The organism is Sphingopyxis sp. CCNWLW2 (assembly GCF_037095755.1).
In the GTDB taxonomy this organism is placed as follows: Bacteria; Pseudomonadota; Alphaproteobacteria; order Sphingomonadales; family Sphingomonadaceae; genus Sphingopyxis.
Window position 1 is genome coordinate 2,211,933 of record NZ_JBAWKJ010000001.1, and the last position, 17,513, is coordinate 2,229,445.

A 17,513-nucleotide genomic window follows, 5' to 3' on the forward strand; every position below is an offset into this window, starting at 1 on the left:
CAACGTAAGGAAACATTGCTGAACTGCGCGGGTGGTCTCAGCCATCAAGCAGCTCGATCGGATTGTTCCGCAGCCTCTGCTCTCCCGCTGCCGACCGTCTGTCTTTCAACAGGCCCAAAGCTCACTGTCGGGAAGCATGCGCGCGCGCCGGGGATGTTGTAAGAAAATGTTTCTGCGCCCACGCGCGCACTGGAAGGGCGGCGCGTCGTCCCTATCTGGAGCTGGCGGGTCGCCTGACCATCAGCCCTCCGGGCTTTCATCACCAGAGACTACGAACGAACGGCATAGACTTTCCCATGACTGCCTCCACAATTTTGATCGTTGAGGACGATCCCGCCTTGCGCACGCTTACGGCTCGCGCACTTCAGCAAAATGGCTATCAAGTCCGGCCTGCAGCTTCCGCTCCCGAAATGTGGCTGGCGCTGGATGTCGGGGCCGTCGATCTTGTGCTGCTCGACGTCATGCTGCCCGGAACCAGCGGCCTCGATCTCTGCCGTCAGCTTCGCCAGCAGAGCGAAGTGCCTATCATCTTCGTGAGCGCCAAGGGCGGCGAGACCGATCGAATCGTCGGGCTCGAACTGGGTGCCGACGATTATCTCGCCAAGCCATTCAGCACCCGCGAGCTGACCGCTCGCGTGCGTGCCGTGCTTCGCCGCGGGCGTCTGGATCGTCAGCATGGCAAAGGGGGACAGCAGGTCGCTGAATTCGCTGGTTGGATAGTCAATTTTTCGAGGCGCGAGCTGCATTCTCCGACGGGCGCGATCGTCGAGTTGACGGGGGCAGAGTTTGATCTGTTGTCGAGCTTTCTGGAGAATCCTCAACGTGTGATTGCGCGTGAACGGTTGATCGAACTGTCGCGAACGCGGCTCGGCGATGCTTCGGATCGCAGCGTCGATGTCCTGGTCAGCCGCTTGCGGCGCAAGCTTTCGCACAAGGATGCGAGCGCGCCGATCATCACTGTTCGCGGCGTCGGCTATATGTTCAACGTCGAAGTGTCGCGTCGGTGACCGACGCCATGCGGCCGTCGCTCGGGCTGGTCGGGCGGATCTTTCTGATCCTGCTATTGGCGATCACGATCGAATTTACCGTCAGCACCTTCCTTCACGAGCGCGCGGGGCAGTTGCGCGTCGAAGAGGATGAGGCGCACCGCGTGGCCGAGCATCTCGCCGCTGCCAGCCGTTTGCTGAATGCGAGCCCGCGCAGCGAACGCCCGGCCCTCGCGGCCCGTCTGTCGAGCGAAACCTTCATCGTCGAATGGCATCCTACCAGCCTCCCGCTCATGCCAATGGCGGCGCCGCTGAACGAAATGCGCACGCAGATCATCGGATGGGAGCCAGCTCTGGGGCATGAGAATTTGCGCCTGCATCTGAAGGAGCCGGGACGTAACGGCAAGGTCACCGGCCAACTGTCGCTTGCCGACGGAAGCTCGCTGGAGTTCAAGGCGACGCAGCTCGTCGATCCCTCGCGGCTGCGGATCAATCGGTTCCTGTTGGCGCTGGTGCCCGCGATCGCACTGATCCTCATTGGCGGACTGCTCATGCGCCGCGTCCTCTCTCCGATGCGAATGCTCGCGCGCGCCGCGGTACGGATCGGCGAAGGCGACGCCGTGGTTCTTCCCGAGGTCGGCGTATCGGAAATCCGGCGCGTGATTGCCGCCTTCAACGAAATGCAGGCGCGCATCCATCAGCTGATCACCGATCGCACGGAGGCGCTTGCCTCGGTCGGCCACGACTTGCGCACGCCGCTCACAAGGCTGCAGCTTCGCACCGAGGCAATCGACGATCCGTTTTTGCGCCTTTCGATCGAGAAGGACGTCGGCGAAATGGAAGCGATGGTCGCTTCGCTGCTCGCTTTCTATGGCGGCGACAGCGATCCTGAAAAGCCCGTACAGACGGACATAGCGGTCTTGGCGGCCACAATCGTCGACGATGCTTCGGACATGGGCGATCTGGCGGCCTATCAAGGGCCGGACCATCTCGAGATCGTCGTACGTCCGTTGGCGCTCAAGCGCGCTCTGTCGAATCTCGTTGAGAATGCGATCAAATATGCCGGCGGGGCGCAGGTCAGTATTCGAATGGAGGATGGCCGGGTCGTCCTCTGCGTCGAGGACGACGGCCCGGGCATTCCCGAAGATGAACTGGAGCATGTGCTCGAGCCCTTCGTCCGGCTGGACCTTGCGCGGAGCCGCGATACGCTCGGGTTAGGCTTGGGAATCCCGATCGCGCGGCGCGTTGCGCACCGGGAGGGCGGCATGCTGCGTCTGTCGAACCGGCCAACAGGCGGGCTGCGCGCCGAGATTGATATTCCGCTAGGCTGAGCGGGCGGAAACACTTCCTTACAACCGGAAACATTTGCTTACACAAATGCTGCGTCGCAGCAAAGTTCGGGGCCTAACTCCGGGTTCGCGCCGCTTCTCCCTTCGGCGCCAATCAAGGAGTCCCCTCGGTGAACGAGCTGATCGGCCGTGTCTTTTCTTTCGAAAAGCAAACATTTCCCAATCAAAGCACACTCTATGGACGCCTCGCCAGCGACGGACAAAGTCCGAAGGCGCTGATGATATCCTGCGCGGACTCGCGCATCGTCCCGGAACATATCATGCAGGCCGAGCCTGGCGATCTGTTCGTGTGCCGCAACGCGGGCAACATCGTGCCTCCCTTTGCCACGCAAAATGGCGGTGTCTCTTCGACCGTCGAATATGCGGTCGCCGCGCTTGGTGTCCGAGACATCATCGTGTGCGGGCACTCGGATTGCGGCGCGATGAAGGCGCTGGCTGTCAATCAGGACCTGAGTAGCATGCCGAATGTCGCGGCATGGCTGCGTCATTCACACGCCGCGCACAAGGTTGTGACCGATAGTTATCCCGCGATGGATGACATCCAGCGGATCCGCGCGGTCTCGCTCGAAAATGTGGTCATTCAGCTTGCCCATCTGCGCACGCATCCCGCGGTAGCGGCGGGTCTCGCGCGCGGGGAAATCGCGCTGCACGGCTGGTTCGTCGATATTCATGCCGGCTGCATACTCGGCCTGGACGGAGCGACCGGCCGCTTCATGCCGCTGCGCGAGGACGCTCCGCTGCCCGTCGCTCTGCCGCATGCCTCGCGGCGCGCCGCCGATTTCGCGGAAGCGGTGTGATGAACGTCGCCCTGCCGACACTCGGCAAAACCTTCTCGCGCGATTTGACCGCGTCGATCGTCGTCTTTCTCGTTGCGATGCCATTGTGCATGGGGATCGCGATCGCCTCGGGGGTTCCGCCCGAAAAGGGCCTGATAACCGGAATTATCGGCGGCATTGTCGTCGGTGCGTTCGCCGGATCGCCGCTTCAGGTGAGCGGGCCGGCGGCCGGACTTGCCGTCATCGTCTTCGAAATCGTGCGCGACCAGGGGCTTTCGGCCCTCGGCCCGATCCTCGTTCTCGCTGGGCTCATCCAGATTGCGGCCGGCGTTTTCCGGCTCGGCGGCTGGTTTCGCGCAATCTCGCCCGCCGTCGTTCACGGGATGCTTGCAGGTATCGGCTTGTTGATCGTGCTCGGCCAATTCCATGTGCTATTCGATGCCAAGCCGCTTCCCGGTGGGATCGACAATCTCGTGGCGATGCCCGGCCGCATCCTTGGGCTCACGCCCGGTGGCGGAGCGCTGGCCGCTTTCGCTGTTGGCGTGCTGACGATAGCGGCGATGCTGGGGTGGGAACGCGTGCGTCCGCAGAGCCTGCGCCTCGTGCCCGGCGCACTCATTGGTGTGGTGGCTGCCACCTTGGTCGCCTATGGTTTCGGGCTCGACGTTATTCGCGTCGATGTTCCGCAATCGATCGTCGGCGCGATTGCTCTGCCCGATGCGGGCATGCTGCAGCGTTTTGCCGAGCCCACGCTGATCGCCACGGCGGTTGCGATCGCCTTTATCGCAAGCGCCGAGACGTTGCTCTCCGCGGCGGCGGTGGACCGGATGCACGACGGCGTGCGGACAAACTATAATAAGGAACTGCGCGCGCAAGGTGTCGGAAATCTGCTCTGCGGCGTCGCTGGCGCGCTTCCGATGACCGGTGTGATCGTACGCAGCTCGGCCAATGTGCAGGCTGGCGGTGCCACGCGGCTTTCGACGATCCTGCACGGTGTGTGGATCCTCGGGTTCGTCGCGCTGCTGCCCTGGCTTCTGCGCGAAATCCCGATGGCGGCGCTTGCCGGCGTGCTCGTCGTCACTGGCGTCAAGCTCGTCAGCCTCGATCATGTAAAGCATCTGTTCGACCGCTATGGCCCGCTTCCCGCGCTGATCTGGGCGGGCACGTTCCTGATGGTCGTCACGACCGATCTGCTGACCGGTGTGCTCGTGGGTCTGGCGCTTTCGACGCTCGAACTCGCGCCGCACGTCCGGAGGCTGCGGCTGCGCACCGATCAGCGGCAAGAGGGTGAGACGCGGGAGATCGTGCTCGACGGCACAGCGACCTTCGTTGCGCTGCCCAAGCTGACGGCGCTCCTCGATGACCTCCCGGCGGCGGGACGACTGAAGCTAAATGTCGAACGGCTGAAGCACATCGACCATACCTGCGCCGAAATGCTCGAAGAGTGGATCAAGCGGCGGCGTAGCTCGGGCCTCATTGTCGAACTCCAGGGCGCAACGGGAAGGCTCGAACGACTGGCGGCCGCGGCATGATCGGTGCCTCGCCAGCGCGTGCCGTACCGGAACGAGGAGGCGAGGCACCCACTGGAAACTGGGTCGCCTGCGGGAACGGGGAGGATTCGTTACTGACTCTCCCGGTTAAGATCCGCGGCGTCGAAACGAGAGCGGTTCTTGACAGCGGCGCCACCCGCTCCGCGGTGGATGCTGGCTTTGCGGCTCGCCATCGGCTGCATGGCGTGCGCGATCATCGCGTTACGGCGCTCACACGAGAGACCGTAGCCAGAATGACCGGCCCGTTACACATCGAGGCTGGCGCCGCGCATTTGCTCACGACGTCAGCCTTGATACTCGATCTGGCACCGATGGCACGCGCTGCGCGAATGTCGATCGAACTGGTGCTCGGGCGAGAATTCTTTGTACGCAACATGGTCGAGATAGACCCCGATCGGGCCGCGCTCCGGTTTTGGGCCAATGGCAGCGATAACATAAATCACTGGCTGCCGGTCGTGCAGACGGCCGACGGGCTGTTCTGCACCACCATCTCACCGAAGGAGGGTTTGGAGGCCGCAGCGATCATCGATCTGGGCTGCTCGACGCCGCTCTACGTCGACCCCGAATATGCCGAGGCAAATAATCTGTTCGGCCGCATGAGGCGAGGTTCCAGCGCAAGCCTCGGGGTCGAAGGCGTCGCTATCAGCCAGCTCGGCCGTTTGGAAAGCTTGCGTGTGGGTGACGTCATTCTCCGTGACGTGCCCTTCGCGGTTCCACCCGTCTGGCATTTTGCTGCGCCCATGATAGTGGGCCTTCCGCTTCTCATGCGCTTTCGTTGTTGTCTGGCTTTCGGGCGCGCCCGGATGCAGCTGGTTCGTGCAAACGGATCGAACAGGCCATTTGTGCGAGACGCGTCCGGGCTCAGCGTGCTTCACGCGGGCGATCACCTGCAAGTCATCCATGTGGCCAAAGACAGCCCGGCAGCAAAAGCAGGCCTCCATGAAGGAGACAGCATTGTCGCAATCAACGACGAGCAGGTCGGTCCGGCCAGCGTCCAGAACCATCGCAATCTCGGCAAGCGGCCGCCAGGGACACGCTATGCGCTCTCGATGCTTGCCAAAGACGATGTGGAATTGGTTCTCGAGGATTATTATTGATTGGCCGCACCCGCTTTTTTGGCGGGTCGAAATCGCAGGCGCGCTGGCGGTTATGCCAGCGATATGTGGGCAGGGCTGGCCCGTTCAGCGCCGTCTACAGCGTAACAATGCTGGCCGTGAGCGGACGGCCGCTATCGGCCCTAGGCTCCGTCAGGTGCATAGATCGCGATTGATCGCGTGCCTGAAAAAATTATTGAACAATCGTTCCATAATCTCTATATCGTGGCCATGGCGAGACCGAAGACCTTTGACGACGATGTTGCGCTCGACGCCGCGATTGGCGTATTTCGCGAGCACGGCTATGAGGGCACGTCAGCTCAGATGCTCGTCGACGCGATGGGGATCGGGCGGCAGAGCCTCTACAACAGTTTCGGCGACAAGGCGGGGCTCTATGGCGCCGCCGTGCATCGCTATGTGCTAGGCGAGACACAGGCCCATAGGGAGACCCTCCGAACCGGCGACCGTGCCATAAATGGCATTCGCGCAATGGTCGACCGCGTCGTTCGGGCGGCGGGCCAGCCCTGTCTGGGCGTCAATTCGATCGCCGAACTCGGGACGTCCTGGCCCGCGCTCAACGAAATCCGTGCGACGGCCGATCGTTCGCTTCGGACCGCGATCGTCGCGCAGGTGGAGGTCGCGCAGGCCGACGGCGACATCGCCGCCGATCTCGATCCCGATATGATCGCGACATGGTTCGTGGCGAGTTTTGCGGGGATAAGGATCGCCGCGCGGGGCGGGGCAAGTCCCGAACATCTGGCCTACCTGGGAGAGTTGACGCTTCGCGCACTTCGATGACCCCCTTTTTTGACTAATTATGGAACGATCATTCAATAAGGAAGATGAGATGAAAGCAATTGCAATGACATCGCTCGACGGCGACCTCAGCCCGATCGACGTTCCCGAACCTGTGCCCGGTCCGGGACAGGTGGTAGTCGCGGTCGCGGCGGCGGGGGTCAATTTCATGGATATCGGGGTGCGCCGGGGCATCGCGTGGACCGATGTTCCAGAATCCAAGGTGATCGGGGTCGAAGGCGCGGGGCGCGTGGTCGCTTTGGGTAAGGGGGTTACCGGCTTTGCGATCGGCGAGCGCGTCGCCTGGGTCTATGCGCCCGGAAGCTATGCCGAGCAGGTCGAGGTGCCGGCGGGCGCGCTGGTTCCAATCCCCGATGCGATCGACAACCGCACGGCGGCGGCGATCATGATGCAGGGGCTGACCGCCAGCCATTTCGCGACCGACTTTTATCCCGTGCAGCCTGGTGACGTTGCGCTCGTCCACGCCGCGGCTGGGGGACTCGGCATGATGCTGACGCAGATCGTCAAGCTGCGCGGCGGCACGGTGATCGGGCGCCTGTCGAGCGTGGCAAAGGCCGAAGCGGCACGCAATGCCGGCGCCGATCATGTCATCGTCGATGCCGAGGGGCATTTCGCGGATCAGGTCCTGGCGCTGACCGGCGGCGAAGGGGTGAATGTCGTTTTCGACGGTTCGGGCCCGGCGACATTCGCGGACTCGCTCGCCTCGCTCCGGCGGTCGGGCACCTTTTGCTGGTTCGGACCGGTACTCGGCGGTCCGGGGCCGATCGATATCATGAGCCTGCCGAAGAGCATCAAGCTCGGTTACGCGGTCTTTTCCGACCATATCCCCACGCCCGCATTGCTGCGCGAGCGATCGGCGCAATTATTCCAATGGGTTATTGAAAGAAAGCTGCGGGTCGAAATAGGCGGCGTCTATCCGCTTGTCGATGCGGCGCGCGCGCATGCCGATATGGAAAGCCGCCGGAGCACCGGCAAGCTGCTACTTATTCCCTGACGCCACCTAGGAGATGATATGATGACTCTGTTTCGCGACACCGATCGACGCGGCTTCATGGCGCAGGCGCTGGCCGGGTCGGCTGCGACGATGCTGCTTTCGGCGCCGGCCCGCGCGGCGGCGGCGCCTGCCGATTTCGGACCGCTCAAACATGTCCGCACGAGCTTGCTCGACATCGCCTATGCTGAGGTTGGGCCGGCGGACGGCCCGCCGGTGCTGCTTGTCCACGGCTGGCCGTACGACATCCATACCTATGTCGATGCGGCGCAGATATTGGGGGCGCAGGGCTATCGCGTTCTCGTGCCTTATCTTCGCGGCTATGGCGCCACACGCTTCCTGTCCGATGCGACGCCGCGCAATGGACAGCAGGCCGCGCTCGCGATGGACGCGCTCGACTTTCTCGATGCGCTCGGGATCGAGCGGGCGATCGTCGGCGGATGCGACTGGGGCGCGCGCACGGCGTGCATCTTGGCCGCGCTCCACCCCGACCGCGTCCGTGCCCTGGTTTCGGTCAGCGGCTATCTGATCGGCAGCCAGGCTGCGAACGTCAAACCGCTGTCGCCCGAAGCCGAGCGGCGCTGGTGGTATCAATATTATTTTGCGACCGAACGCGGACGACAGGGCTATGCCGCCAACACACATGAATTCGCACGGCTAATCTGGAAGACGGCCTCGCCGCACTGGGCGTTCGACGAAGCGGTGTTCGCGCGGTCGGCCGCTGCGCTCGACAATCCCGATCATGTTGCGATCAGTATCCACAATTATCGCTGGCGGCTGGGGCTTGCCGAGGGCGAAGTGCGCTACGACGCGATCGAAGCGAAGCTCGCGACCTTTCCGGCGATCGCGGTGCCGACGATCACGCTCGAAGGTGATGACAATGGAGCGCCGCACCCGCTGCCGCAGGATTATCGCGCCAAATTCATTGGCCATTACGAGCATCGGACGAGCGCGGGTGGCATCGGACATAATCTTCCGCAAGAAGCGCCGCAGGATTTCGCCCGCGCCATCGTCGACGCCGACCGGATGGCCGGGCGGTGACGCGCTTCGGCCCGGCGCTGTTCGGCGTCGCGGCCGCTCTTGCGGCGATCTCGATCGTCGGCCGCGTTCTCGACCCCTGCGCCGGCTCCTACGTCGGTGTCGCCCCTCTATGGCATCGCGATTCCTGAAGGGCTATCGCGGCTGGGAGCTGATTGCGCCGGCGCTTGAGGACGCGCCGTTCGCCAGCACGGCTTGCCGACGAGGAACCTGCTCGATTTGCAGACAAACGGCACGACCCTCCACGAGAAGGCTAGGTTCGGCAGTTCGGTGGTGTCGAAGCAGACGGGCAAGAGAGGCGCGCTTTTTTGGATGCCCACCGAATAGGCAGTCCCGAGGCGGAAGCTCAACCTTCACCATCCAAATCGCTATTTCGTTTATGCTCTTTTCATCGCCGCGCCGAAGTAAGGGTGCCGCTGGCGAAATGTCGCGCAAAGCAAGAGTGCTTTGGCGTAGCCCTTCGTGCATCTGGAAAGAAATGGCTCCGGTTCGTAGATGAAGTTCGAACTGCTCTTCGAAAAGAGGCGGGAAGCATGGCTTTGCTGCTGCAGAGCTACCGCATGATCTCGGAGGAGATCGCAAACGGACGGACGAAAGGCATGAGATAGCCGACGTCCGCTTGGCGCCTCATAGCCGACGTTCCGGGGCTCGGACCCGCAGCTGCAAACTGGTCATCGCGTTGATATGTCTATCTCCGCAATCGGCGATATTCGATATCCAATCTGTCACCAAGCGTCCAACGTGCTCAAATCACTAACTGCCGTGAACGCTCGCTTTGCCACCGCGCAGCACGTGCCTTCGCGTTGCCATTCGGACAGACACATCGTCCAGGAACATGCATGTATTGCGTGACGACGATGTTCGAGCCCTGCCTCATTTGCATCGAGGCGGACTTTCCAGGGTTGGCGCCCGAAAATTCTGCCAGTTTCACTGGAGTCACAACACCTCGTTCCGATCGAGGCTTCGCGGACAGCGCTTTGCTTTGCCTGCGTCATCATCCGCGTTGTGTAACCGGATAGGGTTCATTCGCAGCATGATGCGCGGCCGGCCGAAACAGCGCGCCACAAACGCTCCAGACGATCGCCGTGATCAGGATGGAGACATAGCCGTCGACCGCATAATGATAGGCCAGATGGACCGACCCGATGAGGATCGTCACAAAGAAGATGAAAAACAGGACTCCGAGCGTGTGGTTGACCTGACGGATGGCGAGGAAGAAGAGGAAGGCGAGCGCGACATGCATCGACGGCATCGCGCTGATCCCGCGGCCGAGGCCGTGCGATCCGCTGGCGTGCCAGGCGATAAGCTGCTGTTGAACATCGATGACCATCACGGGATAGGTTTCGTTGGCCTTGGCTAGATAGGCCATTTGTTCGGCATAATGCGCATTCCCGATCAAGGGCTCGAGGAAGCAGGGACCGACCGATGCCATCAGCGTCGCCAATATGACGCCGTTGATTGTCCATATGCCGAAGAAGGCCGCAAAATAACGGACCCGTAGCTGGCGGTCCTTTACATAGAGCGCGAAATAGATCGTTCCGGCATAGATCAGCAGAATCCACAGGTGATAGGCGACCGAGATGGCGGAGGTGACGAGCGGGTGGCCCAGCATCGGTTGCAGAATGCGCCACGGATCCCGTCCATGCAGCGCGATGTCGAGGTCGATGAAGCTTTGGTCCCAGTCATAATCGTTGAATAGCGGGATCGCGCTTTTCATTGCCGAAAAGCCCGGCATGAAGATCACGACCCCGACCAGAAGCGGCAGCGATTCCCGGATTTGCCGACGATAGGCGGGGCCGAATGCGCCATCGCGGAGGTAGCGCAGCGGACGGTCCGGGCGGTGCCGGTACAGGCTCCACAGCGTCTGCGCGGCTGCCAAAAAGAACCAGGCCGCGAGATACAGGACCAGATTGGACAGGTAGGACAGCAGGCCGACTGGCTCGACACCGGCCGAGGCCAATGTCGTCCATATCAGGATAAGAACAAACAGAAAAAATAGGCTGACGCGCATTTCGCCGGTCATCGGGACTGCTCCCCCAAGCAATCAGGTCGGGGGCAGGATAGTCTGCGGCGACGGAATCTCAAAGTCCCGTGCAACTCCCCTCTGATTGTTAAGGTCCTGACACTAGGCCGGTTGGCGCCAGCGATAGGTGACGTTCACGCGCTCGGACAGGATCAGATAGGGCATCCAGACGATGATGCTGATGAACGCCTTTGTGAGGTTGCTTTCGAGTAGCGGCGCGATAGCCGCCGCGACCTGCGCGGGCAGGTTTGGGGCGCCGCTGACATATTGCGCGATCACGACTTGCGAGGCGACATCGACGCCCCAGGCGAGAAGCAGCATGCGCGGGAAAAAGGGCATGCGGCGCAGCGCCATGAAGAAGCAGAGCGTATAGAGGAAATTCATCACGATCAGGTCGGTCGCCATCGCGAAATAGATCATCTGGCCCCATATGGGCGCCGATCCTGTCATTGCCGGAACGCCCGCCATGAATTCGGCGGTACGAATGGGTATGTTCAGCAACATGCCAAGCAGCAGCGATGCCATGACCCCGACGGGACCGAAGGCCGAATGGTCGCGCGCCGCCAGGGCGTCCAAGGGGCGCCAGTTTCCAATACGCGCGAGGCGGATTTCGGGTTGCGCGAAATCGGTGCCGCGCGGGAACAGTGCGTTGGCGGTCCAATAGGCGAAGAAGGGGCTGGCGAGGATCAGCATGTGCGGTACGAGCAGGATCAGCATCGACGACAGGCCATGCGCGGGCGAGGCGGGGAACAGGATGCGCGCAAGGCAGATCGACGCGACGACGATCGTCCAGCCCAGCAACAGCGCGCGAACCTTGCCTTCCAGCGGCGCGACGAAGCGTATGCTTTGGCGAAGCAGCCTTTCCCTGATCGTTCGGATCGCTACGCTGGTCATGCCGTAAAGCCTCTCCCGCTTCGCCCTCTCTGTAAAGTCGGCATGGTTAACAAATGATGCCGGACCCGGGCGGTTGCGGGTGAAGGACGGCGCCCTGTCGCCGACGTCGCAGCGAGCATGGCATGCGCCCTGATTCACCAGGCCAGGGAAAAGCGTCGGAGCAACCCATGATTTCGACTCGGCCGCGACTCGCGCAAATCGATTCGCCGTTAACTTAAATTTAGCGAATGGTTAACAAAGTATGCTTGCCAGGGCATTGAGAACATGGGTTAATAATTCATTGACCGCCGGGAGTAAAAGGGATTGAATCATGGGGTTCCTGAGGGGGGCCGCATTGACAGGTTGAACCGGCGCAAGCCGCAGTTTCAAAACCGGGTCGCGTCGGTTCTTATGCACTCCTTCCCCGGGAATGTCTGACCGCCTCCATGGGGGAGGGAAGGTTGGGCATGACCGCCTCTCGGTGGCGGTAAGGAGTCAGACCATGAAGAATTTCCTCAAGAATTTCGTGCGTGACGAAAGCGGCGCTTCGGCCGCGGAATATGTCCTCATTCTCGCGATTATCGGCACCGGCATTGCAATTGGCGCCGTGACCTTGGGCAACGCCATCGGCGGTGCTATGAGCGAAGCAGCCGACGAAATCGACAAACTCGAATATGCGGCGCCCGTCACCACGCCGTAAACGACTATCTGCAGCGGGCTCGATGAATTCGGCCCGCTGCAATATCATACATTGAGGTCAGTGGGGGCGGGCCAATGTTTTCGGGACGAAATGCTATAGTTGCCGGGGCGGCAATAATCTTGGGCTTGATCGTCGTTTTTCTGGCGAACGCCTATTTCAGCGGGGTCGAAAAGAAGGAAAAGCTGCGGACCGAACAGGCCCAGCTCGTTCAGGTGCTCGTGGCGTCGCAGCCTTTGGATTTCGGCACTGAATTGACGGTGCAGAACACGAAGCTGGTCGGCTGGCCCGCCGCTTCCTTGCCTGAGGGCGCCTTCAAGACCAGCATCGGTATCATCAACAACCCGCGCGGCGCGCGCGTGGCGCTTCGCCCGATCGCGGTCGGCGAACCCATCCTTTCATCGAAGATCACCGGCATCGGCGGCCGCGCCGCGGTTTCGGCGCTGCTCCCCGAGGGGATGCGCGCGGTGGCGGTCGGGGTCAATGCGGTGACCGGCGTTGGCGGATTGCTGACGCCCGGCGATGTCGTCGATGTGCTCGTGACCCGCGAGATGGGGGGCGAAGCCGACGACAAGGACCAGATGACCGACATCGTGCTCGAAAAGGTACGTGTCATCGCGATCGACCAGGTGTCCGACGAGGACAAGACCGACCCGAAGGTCGCGAAGACCGCGACGCTGGAGGTCGATGCCTTTGGCGCGCAGAAACTCGCGCTGGCGCGCGAGATCGGCACCATATCGCTCGCGCTGCGCAATGTGACGAGCCTCGAGGACGGCGCGAACCTGACCGTCACCCAGCAGGATCTGGGCAGCGGCTGGCGCTCGGCGCCGCGCCGCGGGCAGCCGCAATCCTCGCCCGGCCTCGCGGGCCTGCCGCCCGGCTTCTACAGCGAAACGCCGATGGCGGCCCCGCGTTATGCCGCACCGCGCGCTGCAGCGCCCGCCGCGCCGCCGCGCCCCGCCGGGCCGTCGGTTGAAATCGTCCGCGGCGTGTCCACCACCACTTATGAGGTCAAACGCCATGGCTCGTGATATTCGCCGCCGCGCCATGCGCCGGGTCGCCCTTGCGCTCGCGCTGCCGCTGGCCTTCGCCGCCGCGGCGCCTGCCGCCCATGCGCAGATGAGCGCCGCCGGCGTCCATGCCGGCCAGCTCGACGTACCGCTGAACAAGAGCCAGACGGTGACGCTCGACCGCCCGTTCGGCCGCGCGATGATCGGGTCCGAAGAGATTGCGGACATCATGCCGATCTCCGACCGCTCCATCTATGTGCTGGGCAAGAAGATGGGGACGACCAGCCTGACCGTCTATGACAAGGGCGGGCGCGTCATCACCATCGTCGATGTCGCGGTCGGCCCCGATGTGCTGTCGCTGCGCCGCCAGCTTTCCGAACTGATGCCCGGAGAGAATATCAGCGCGCGCATCGCGAATGACGCGGTCGTGCTGTCGGGCGTCGTCAGCAGCGCCTCGGCGGCGCAGAACGCCGTCCAGATCGCGGGAACCTACGCGGGCGAGAAGGTCGTCAACATGATGGGGGTCGGGTCGAGCCAGCAGGTGATGCTGGAAGTCCGCTTTTCCGAAATCAACCGCCAGACCGGCAAGGAAATCGGGGTCAGCGGCTTCTTCCGTAACGGATCGGGGAGCTTCGATGGTGTGATCGGCAACGGCGCATCCCTTGTTCCCGATGCCGATACCGGTGAAGGCGTGCTGAAACTCGGGTCGATCACCGAAAGCTTTGGCATCTTTCGCAAGAGCTTCAGCCTCGGCGGGCTCGACATATTGGGCGTGCTCGACAGTCTGGAGGACAAAGGACTGGCGAAGACGCTCGCCGAACCGACGCTGGTCGCGCTGTCGGGCGAAAAGGCGAGTTTCCTGGCCGGCGGCGAATTTCCGATCCCGGTCGTGCAAGGCGGGGGCAGTGGCGGCGGGAACAACGGATCGAGCATCACGATCGAGTTCAAGCCGTTCGGCGTCAGCCTGGGTTTCACGCCGACGATCCTTGCCGACGGCGTGATCAACATGATCGTCGAGCCCGAAGTCAGCTCGATCGACCCCAATAATTCGATCGTCCTCAACGACATCACTATTCCCGGGCTGCAGACGCGGCGCGCGTCGACCACGCTCGAATTGCGCGACGGTGAATCCTTCGCCATCGCGGGGTTGATCCGCCAGGATTTCGCGACGACGGTGCGCCAGGTGCCGCTGCTCGGATCGATCCCGATTATCGGGTCGCTGTTCCGCTCGTCGGGATTCAAGCGCGGCGAAACCGAATTGTTGATCGTCGTCACCCCACGCCTCGTTCAGCCGATCAGGCCGAACCAGGTGGCGTTGCCCACCGAGCGCGTGGGCGAACCGGCGGAGATCGACCTGTTCCTGTTGGGTCGCACCGACACCGCGGTTCCCGCCGTTCCCCCGGTTCAGCAGATGCCACCGGCGACGACGGGAACCGCGGCACGCCCCAAGGAAGGAAGCGGCTATGACTATTGATCCCCGCCATGGCGCCGCCGCGGCGCTCGCGCTGATCGTTGCCGGCTGTGCGCCGACCGATGCCACCTTCGGCAATGCGGTGCGACAGACGATGGCGGCGCAGGTCGTCAATCCCGACCCGCAATATGAGGATCCGATCCTCACGACAGAGGCGGCAAAGGCCGCCAAGGCGGTCGATCGCTACCGGACCGACAAGGTGAAGCGGCCCGACACGATCCGCACGACCGACACCCAGGTGGGCGCGCCGAAATAGGATGGGGATGGGACCGTGGGCAAGAATATCGACATGGAAACGCCCGTAAGCGATGGATTTCTCCGCTTGAACTGCAAGATCAAACTGTTGATTTCGGAGGAGGAGTTCGGACGGTCGGCGCTCGCGAGCGATGAATTTTCGAAACTGTCGTTCGAACTGGTGAGCCTCGCCGCCGATGCACCGATCCTGCCCGACATAATCGGCGATGCCGAATTGATCGTCGTCGAACTTGGTGCGGGCGATCCGCGGTCGATGCAGCGGCTGACCGCGCTGCGCACGCGCCACCCGGGCTTGCCACTGATCGTCGCGCTGCGCGACGGCGATCTCGCTACCACGCGCGCGTTGATCCGCCAGGGCGTCGACGATGTGATCGCGCTGCCGATCCAGCGCGCCGAATTCGACGATGCGGTCAACAACCTGCTCGCGGTGACGGCAAAGGAGGCGATAGCCGACGCCGGACTGGCTCCGGTGATCGCGGTTGCGCAAAGCGTCGGCGGGATCGGCGCGACGACCGTCGCGACGCACATCGCCCATTATCTGGGCGGGGTGAGCGAGCGCGGCTGCTGCCTCGTCGATCTGGACCTCCAGTTCGGCAATGCGGCCTCCTATCTCGGCCGCCCCTCCGGGCTCACGATGGACGAACTGCTCGGCGCGGGCACGCGGGTGGATGGCGAACTGCTGCGCAGCGTCGCCGCCAGCGATGGAGGCGTTGCGGTGATCGCGGCGCCCGAGAAGATCGCGCCGCTCGAAGCGGTCGAGATCGATCAGTTGATGCGCGTACTCGACCTCGCGCGGCGGCAATATAGCCATGTGGTACTCGACCTGCCCGGCAATTGGGCCAATTGGACGCTGTCGGCGATCGACAAGGCAGATATGATCCTGCTGATCGTCGATCTGTCGATCGGCAGCTTGCGTCAGGCGCGCCGACGGCTGACCCTGTTCGAGGAAACGGGGATCGATCCCTCGCGCATCCGGGTCGTCGCCAATCGTGTCGAAAAGAGAATGTTCCGGACTATCGGCGTACAAGACGCCGCCGACGCGCTCCGTTATCCGGTCTTTGCGACCGTCCACAGCGACTATGCGGTCGTTCAGTCGGCGCAGGACCAGGGCGTCCTCGTCAGCGCGGTGGCGCGCAAGAACAAGGTCGCAACCGATCTCGCGGCGCTCGCCGAACAGGTCGCCGCTGCGTTGGGCAAGGACTAGATCGCATGTGGCAGGTCCAGCGGCAGAAAAGTTCGAAAACCGATGGGCCGACGGCGCCCGCGCCGGCTCAGGCCGCCGTGTCCGGAGACGGCGCACCCGAACGTGGCGCTGCCCTGTTGTCGCTGAAAGTGCGGGTCCATCGCGAACTGCTCGATGAAATCAATCTCGCGCAACTCGACAAGATGTCGCGCGCGCAGATCGAGGCGGAGGCAGGTGACATGATCGCCGGCATTCTTGCACGGCACCAGACGGCGCTGACCGCGATCGAGCGTAAAATGCTCGTCGCCAATGTGCTCGATGAACTCCTCGGATTGGGCCCGCTCGAACCGCTGCTCCAGGACGAAACGATCACCGATATCCTGGTCAACGGTCACGACACGGTTTTTGTCGAACGGCTGGGCCTGCTCGAACCTGTCGATACGCGCTTCAAGGATGAGCGACACCTTTTTCGTATCATCCAGAAGATCGCGAGCGGCGTGGGGCGCAGGATCGACGAGTCCTCACCGTTTGTCGATGCGCGCCTTCCGAACGGGGCGCGCGTCAACGCGATCGTGCCGCCGCTCGCGCTCGATGGCTCGCTGCTCTCGATCCGCAAATTTTCGCATATTCCGATCGACATGGCGAAACTTGTCGAATTCGGCAGCGTTCCGGTTGCCGTCGCGCAGGTGCTGCAGGGCGTGGTGGCGGCACGGCGCAATATCCTGATTTCAGGCGGCACCGGATCGGGCAAGACGACTCTACTCAATGCGGTTTCCTCCTTTATCGACGAACGTGAGCGTATCGTCACCATCGAGGATTCCGCCGAACTGCAATTGCAGCAATCTCACGTCGCGCGCCTCGAAACGCGCCCCGCCAATATCGAAGGAAGGGGTGAGGTGACGCAGCGCGACCTCGTGAAGAACGCGCTTCGCATGCGTCCCGACCGCATCATCATCGGCGAAGTCCGCGCCGGCGAGGCGTTTGACATGCTTCAGGCGATGAACACCGGCCATGACGGGTCGATGACGACGGTCCACGCCAACACCGCACGCGATGCGCTGGCGCGCGTCGAGCAGATGGTCGGCATGAGTGGCATCGAAATGTCGCCGCGGGCGGCACGGGCGCAGATCGCGTCGGCGATCAACGTCGTGATACAGATCGGCCGCCTTTCGGATGGCCGTCGACGGCTGCTCAGCCTGTCCGAAATCACGGGCATGGAAGGCGAGATCGTTACGATGCAGGATATTTTCCTGTTCCGTATGACCGGGCGAGATGCCGACAACCGTGTGCTGGGCCATTTCGAGGCGACGGGCATCCGCCCCAAATTTCTCGAGACCTTGTCGGCCCATGGCGTCGAATTGTCGCCGGACCTGTTCCGGCCTGATCGCCCGGTGACCTGAC

At 62.8% G+C, this 17,513-nt stretch carries 16 protein-coding genes; 14 read left to right on the forward strand and 2 right to left on the reverse strand.

What is annotated here, in order from left to right; genetic code table 11:
* Positions 1-296: 296 nt before the first annotated feature.
* From V8J55_RS10540 to V8J55_RS10575, 8 genes are all read left to right on the forward strand, one after another.
* Complete coding sequence (locus V8J55_RS10540; protein WP_058537252.1) at positions 297-1,007, forward strand: response regulator; 711 nt, start codon at positions 297-299, stop codon at positions 1,005-1,007.
* Complete coding sequence (locus V8J55_RS10545; RefSeq protein WP_336445553.1) at positions 1,004-2,317, forward strand: ATP-binding protein; 1,314 nt, start codon at positions 1,004-1,006, stop codon at positions 2,315-2,317. The genes V8J55_RS10540 and V8J55_RS10545 overlap by 4 nt, the downstream gene beginning before the upstream one ends.
* 128 nt (positions 2,318-2,445) lie before the next feature.
* The gene (locus V8J55_RS10550) at positions 2,446-3,132 is read left to right on the forward strand and encodes a carbonic anhydrase (protein WP_336445554.1); all 687 of its coding nucleotides are present in this window, start codon (positions 2,446-2,448) and stop codon (positions 3,130-3,132) included.
* Positions 3,132-4,643, forward strand: a complete 1,512-nt coding sequence (locus tag V8J55_RS10555) for a SulP family inorganic anion transporter (protein ID WP_336445555.1) — start codon at positions 3,132-3,134, stop codon at positions 4,641-4,643. The genes V8J55_RS10550 and V8J55_RS10555 overlap by 1 nt, the downstream gene beginning before the upstream one ends.
* Positions 4,640-5,758, forward strand: a complete 1,119-nt coding sequence (locus V8J55_RS10560; protein ID WP_336445556.1) for an aspartyl protease family protein — start codon at positions 4,640-4,642, stop codon at positions 5,756-5,758. The genes V8J55_RS10555 and V8J55_RS10560 overlap by 4 nt, the downstream gene beginning before the upstream one ends.
* A gap of 228 nt (positions 5,759-5,986) precedes the next feature.
* Complete coding sequence (locus tag V8J55_RS10565; RefSeq protein ID WP_336445557.1) at positions 5,987-6,553, forward strand: TetR/AcrR family transcriptional regulator; 567 nt, start codon at positions 5,987-5,989, stop codon at positions 6,551-6,553.
* A 49-nt stretch (positions 6,554-6,602) separates the two neighbouring features.
* Positions 6,603-7,565 carry a quinone oxidoreductase family protein gene (locus tag V8J55_RS10570; protein WP_336445558.1) on the forward strand — a complete coding sequence of 321 codons (963 nt, stop codon included), beginning with the start codon at positions 6,603-6,605 and terminating at the stop codon, positions 7,563-7,565.
* 18 nt (positions 7,566-7,583) lie between these two features.
* Positions 7,584-8,603 (forward strand): alpha/beta fold hydrolase, encoded by a 1,020-nt coding sequence (locus tag V8J55_RS10575; protein WP_443030802.1) that lies wholly within the window; start codon positions 7,584-7,586, stop codon positions 8,601-8,603.
* 991 nt (positions 8,604-9,594) lie between these two features.
* Here V8J55_RS10575 and V8J55_RS10580 read toward each other — a convergent pair.
* Together V8J55_RS10580 and V8J55_RS10585 are read right to left on the reverse strand one after the other, a co-directional pair.
* Positions 9,595-10,623, reverse strand: a complete 1,029-nt coding sequence (locus V8J55_RS10580; RefSeq protein ID WP_336445559.1) for a phosphatase PAP2 family protein — start codon at positions 10,621-10,623, stop codon at positions 9,595-9,597.
* Between the two features lie 102 nt (positions 10,624-10,725).
* Positions 10,726-11,517 (reverse strand): DUF2569 family protein, encoded by a 792-nt coding sequence (locus tag V8J55_RS10585; RefSeq protein WP_336445560.1) that lies wholly within the window; start codon positions 11,515-11,517, stop codon positions 10,726-10,728.
* Positions 11,518-11,998: 481 nt separating this feature from the next.
* On the opposite strand from V8J55_RS10585, the gene V8J55_RS10590 reads away from it, so the two are divergent.
* The 6 genes from V8J55_RS10590 (at position 11,999) to V8J55_RS10615 (ending at position 17,512) form a co-directional block, all read left to right on the forward strand.
* Positions 11,999-12,196, forward strand: coding sequence for a Flp family type IVb pilin (locus V8J55_RS10590; RefSeq protein ID WP_336445561.1), 198 nt, complete (start codon positions 11,999-12,001; stop codon positions 12,194-12,196).
* Positions 12,197-12,270: 74 nt separating this feature from the next.
* Positions 12,271-13,224 carry a Flp pilus assembly protein CpaB gene (gene cpaB, locus V8J55_RS10595; protein ID WP_336445562.1) on the forward strand — a complete coding sequence of 318 codons (954 nt, stop codon included), beginning with the start codon at positions 12,271-12,273 and terminating at the stop codon, positions 13,222-13,224.
* Complete coding sequence (locus V8J55_RS10600; protein ID WP_336445563.1) at positions 13,214-14,677, forward strand: type II and III secretion system protein family protein; 1,464 nt, start codon at positions 13,214-13,216, stop codon at positions 14,675-14,677. The genes cpaB and V8J55_RS10600 overlap by 11 nt, the downstream gene beginning before the upstream one ends.
* Complete coding sequence (locus V8J55_RS10605) at positions 14,667-14,930, forward strand: hypothetical protein (RefSeq protein ID WP_336445564.1); 264 nt, start codon at positions 14,667-14,669, stop codon at positions 14,928-14,930. Before V8J55_RS10600 ends, V8J55_RS10605 begins: the two co-directional genes overlap by 11 nt.
* Positions 14,931-14,996: 66 nt before the next feature.
* The gene (locus V8J55_RS10610; protein ID WP_336445565.1) at positions 14,997-16,133 is read left to right on the forward strand and encodes an AAA family ATPase; all 1,137 of its coding nucleotides are present in this window, start codon (positions 14,997-14,999) and stop codon (positions 16,131-16,133) included.
* 5 nt (positions 16,134-16,138) lie between these two features.
* The gene (locus V8J55_RS10615) at positions 16,139-17,512 is read left to right on the forward strand and encodes a CpaF family protein (protein WP_336445566.1); all 1,374 of its coding nucleotides are present in this window, start codon (positions 16,139-16,141) and stop codon (positions 17,510-17,512) included.
* Position 17,513 lies beyond the last annotated feature (1 nt).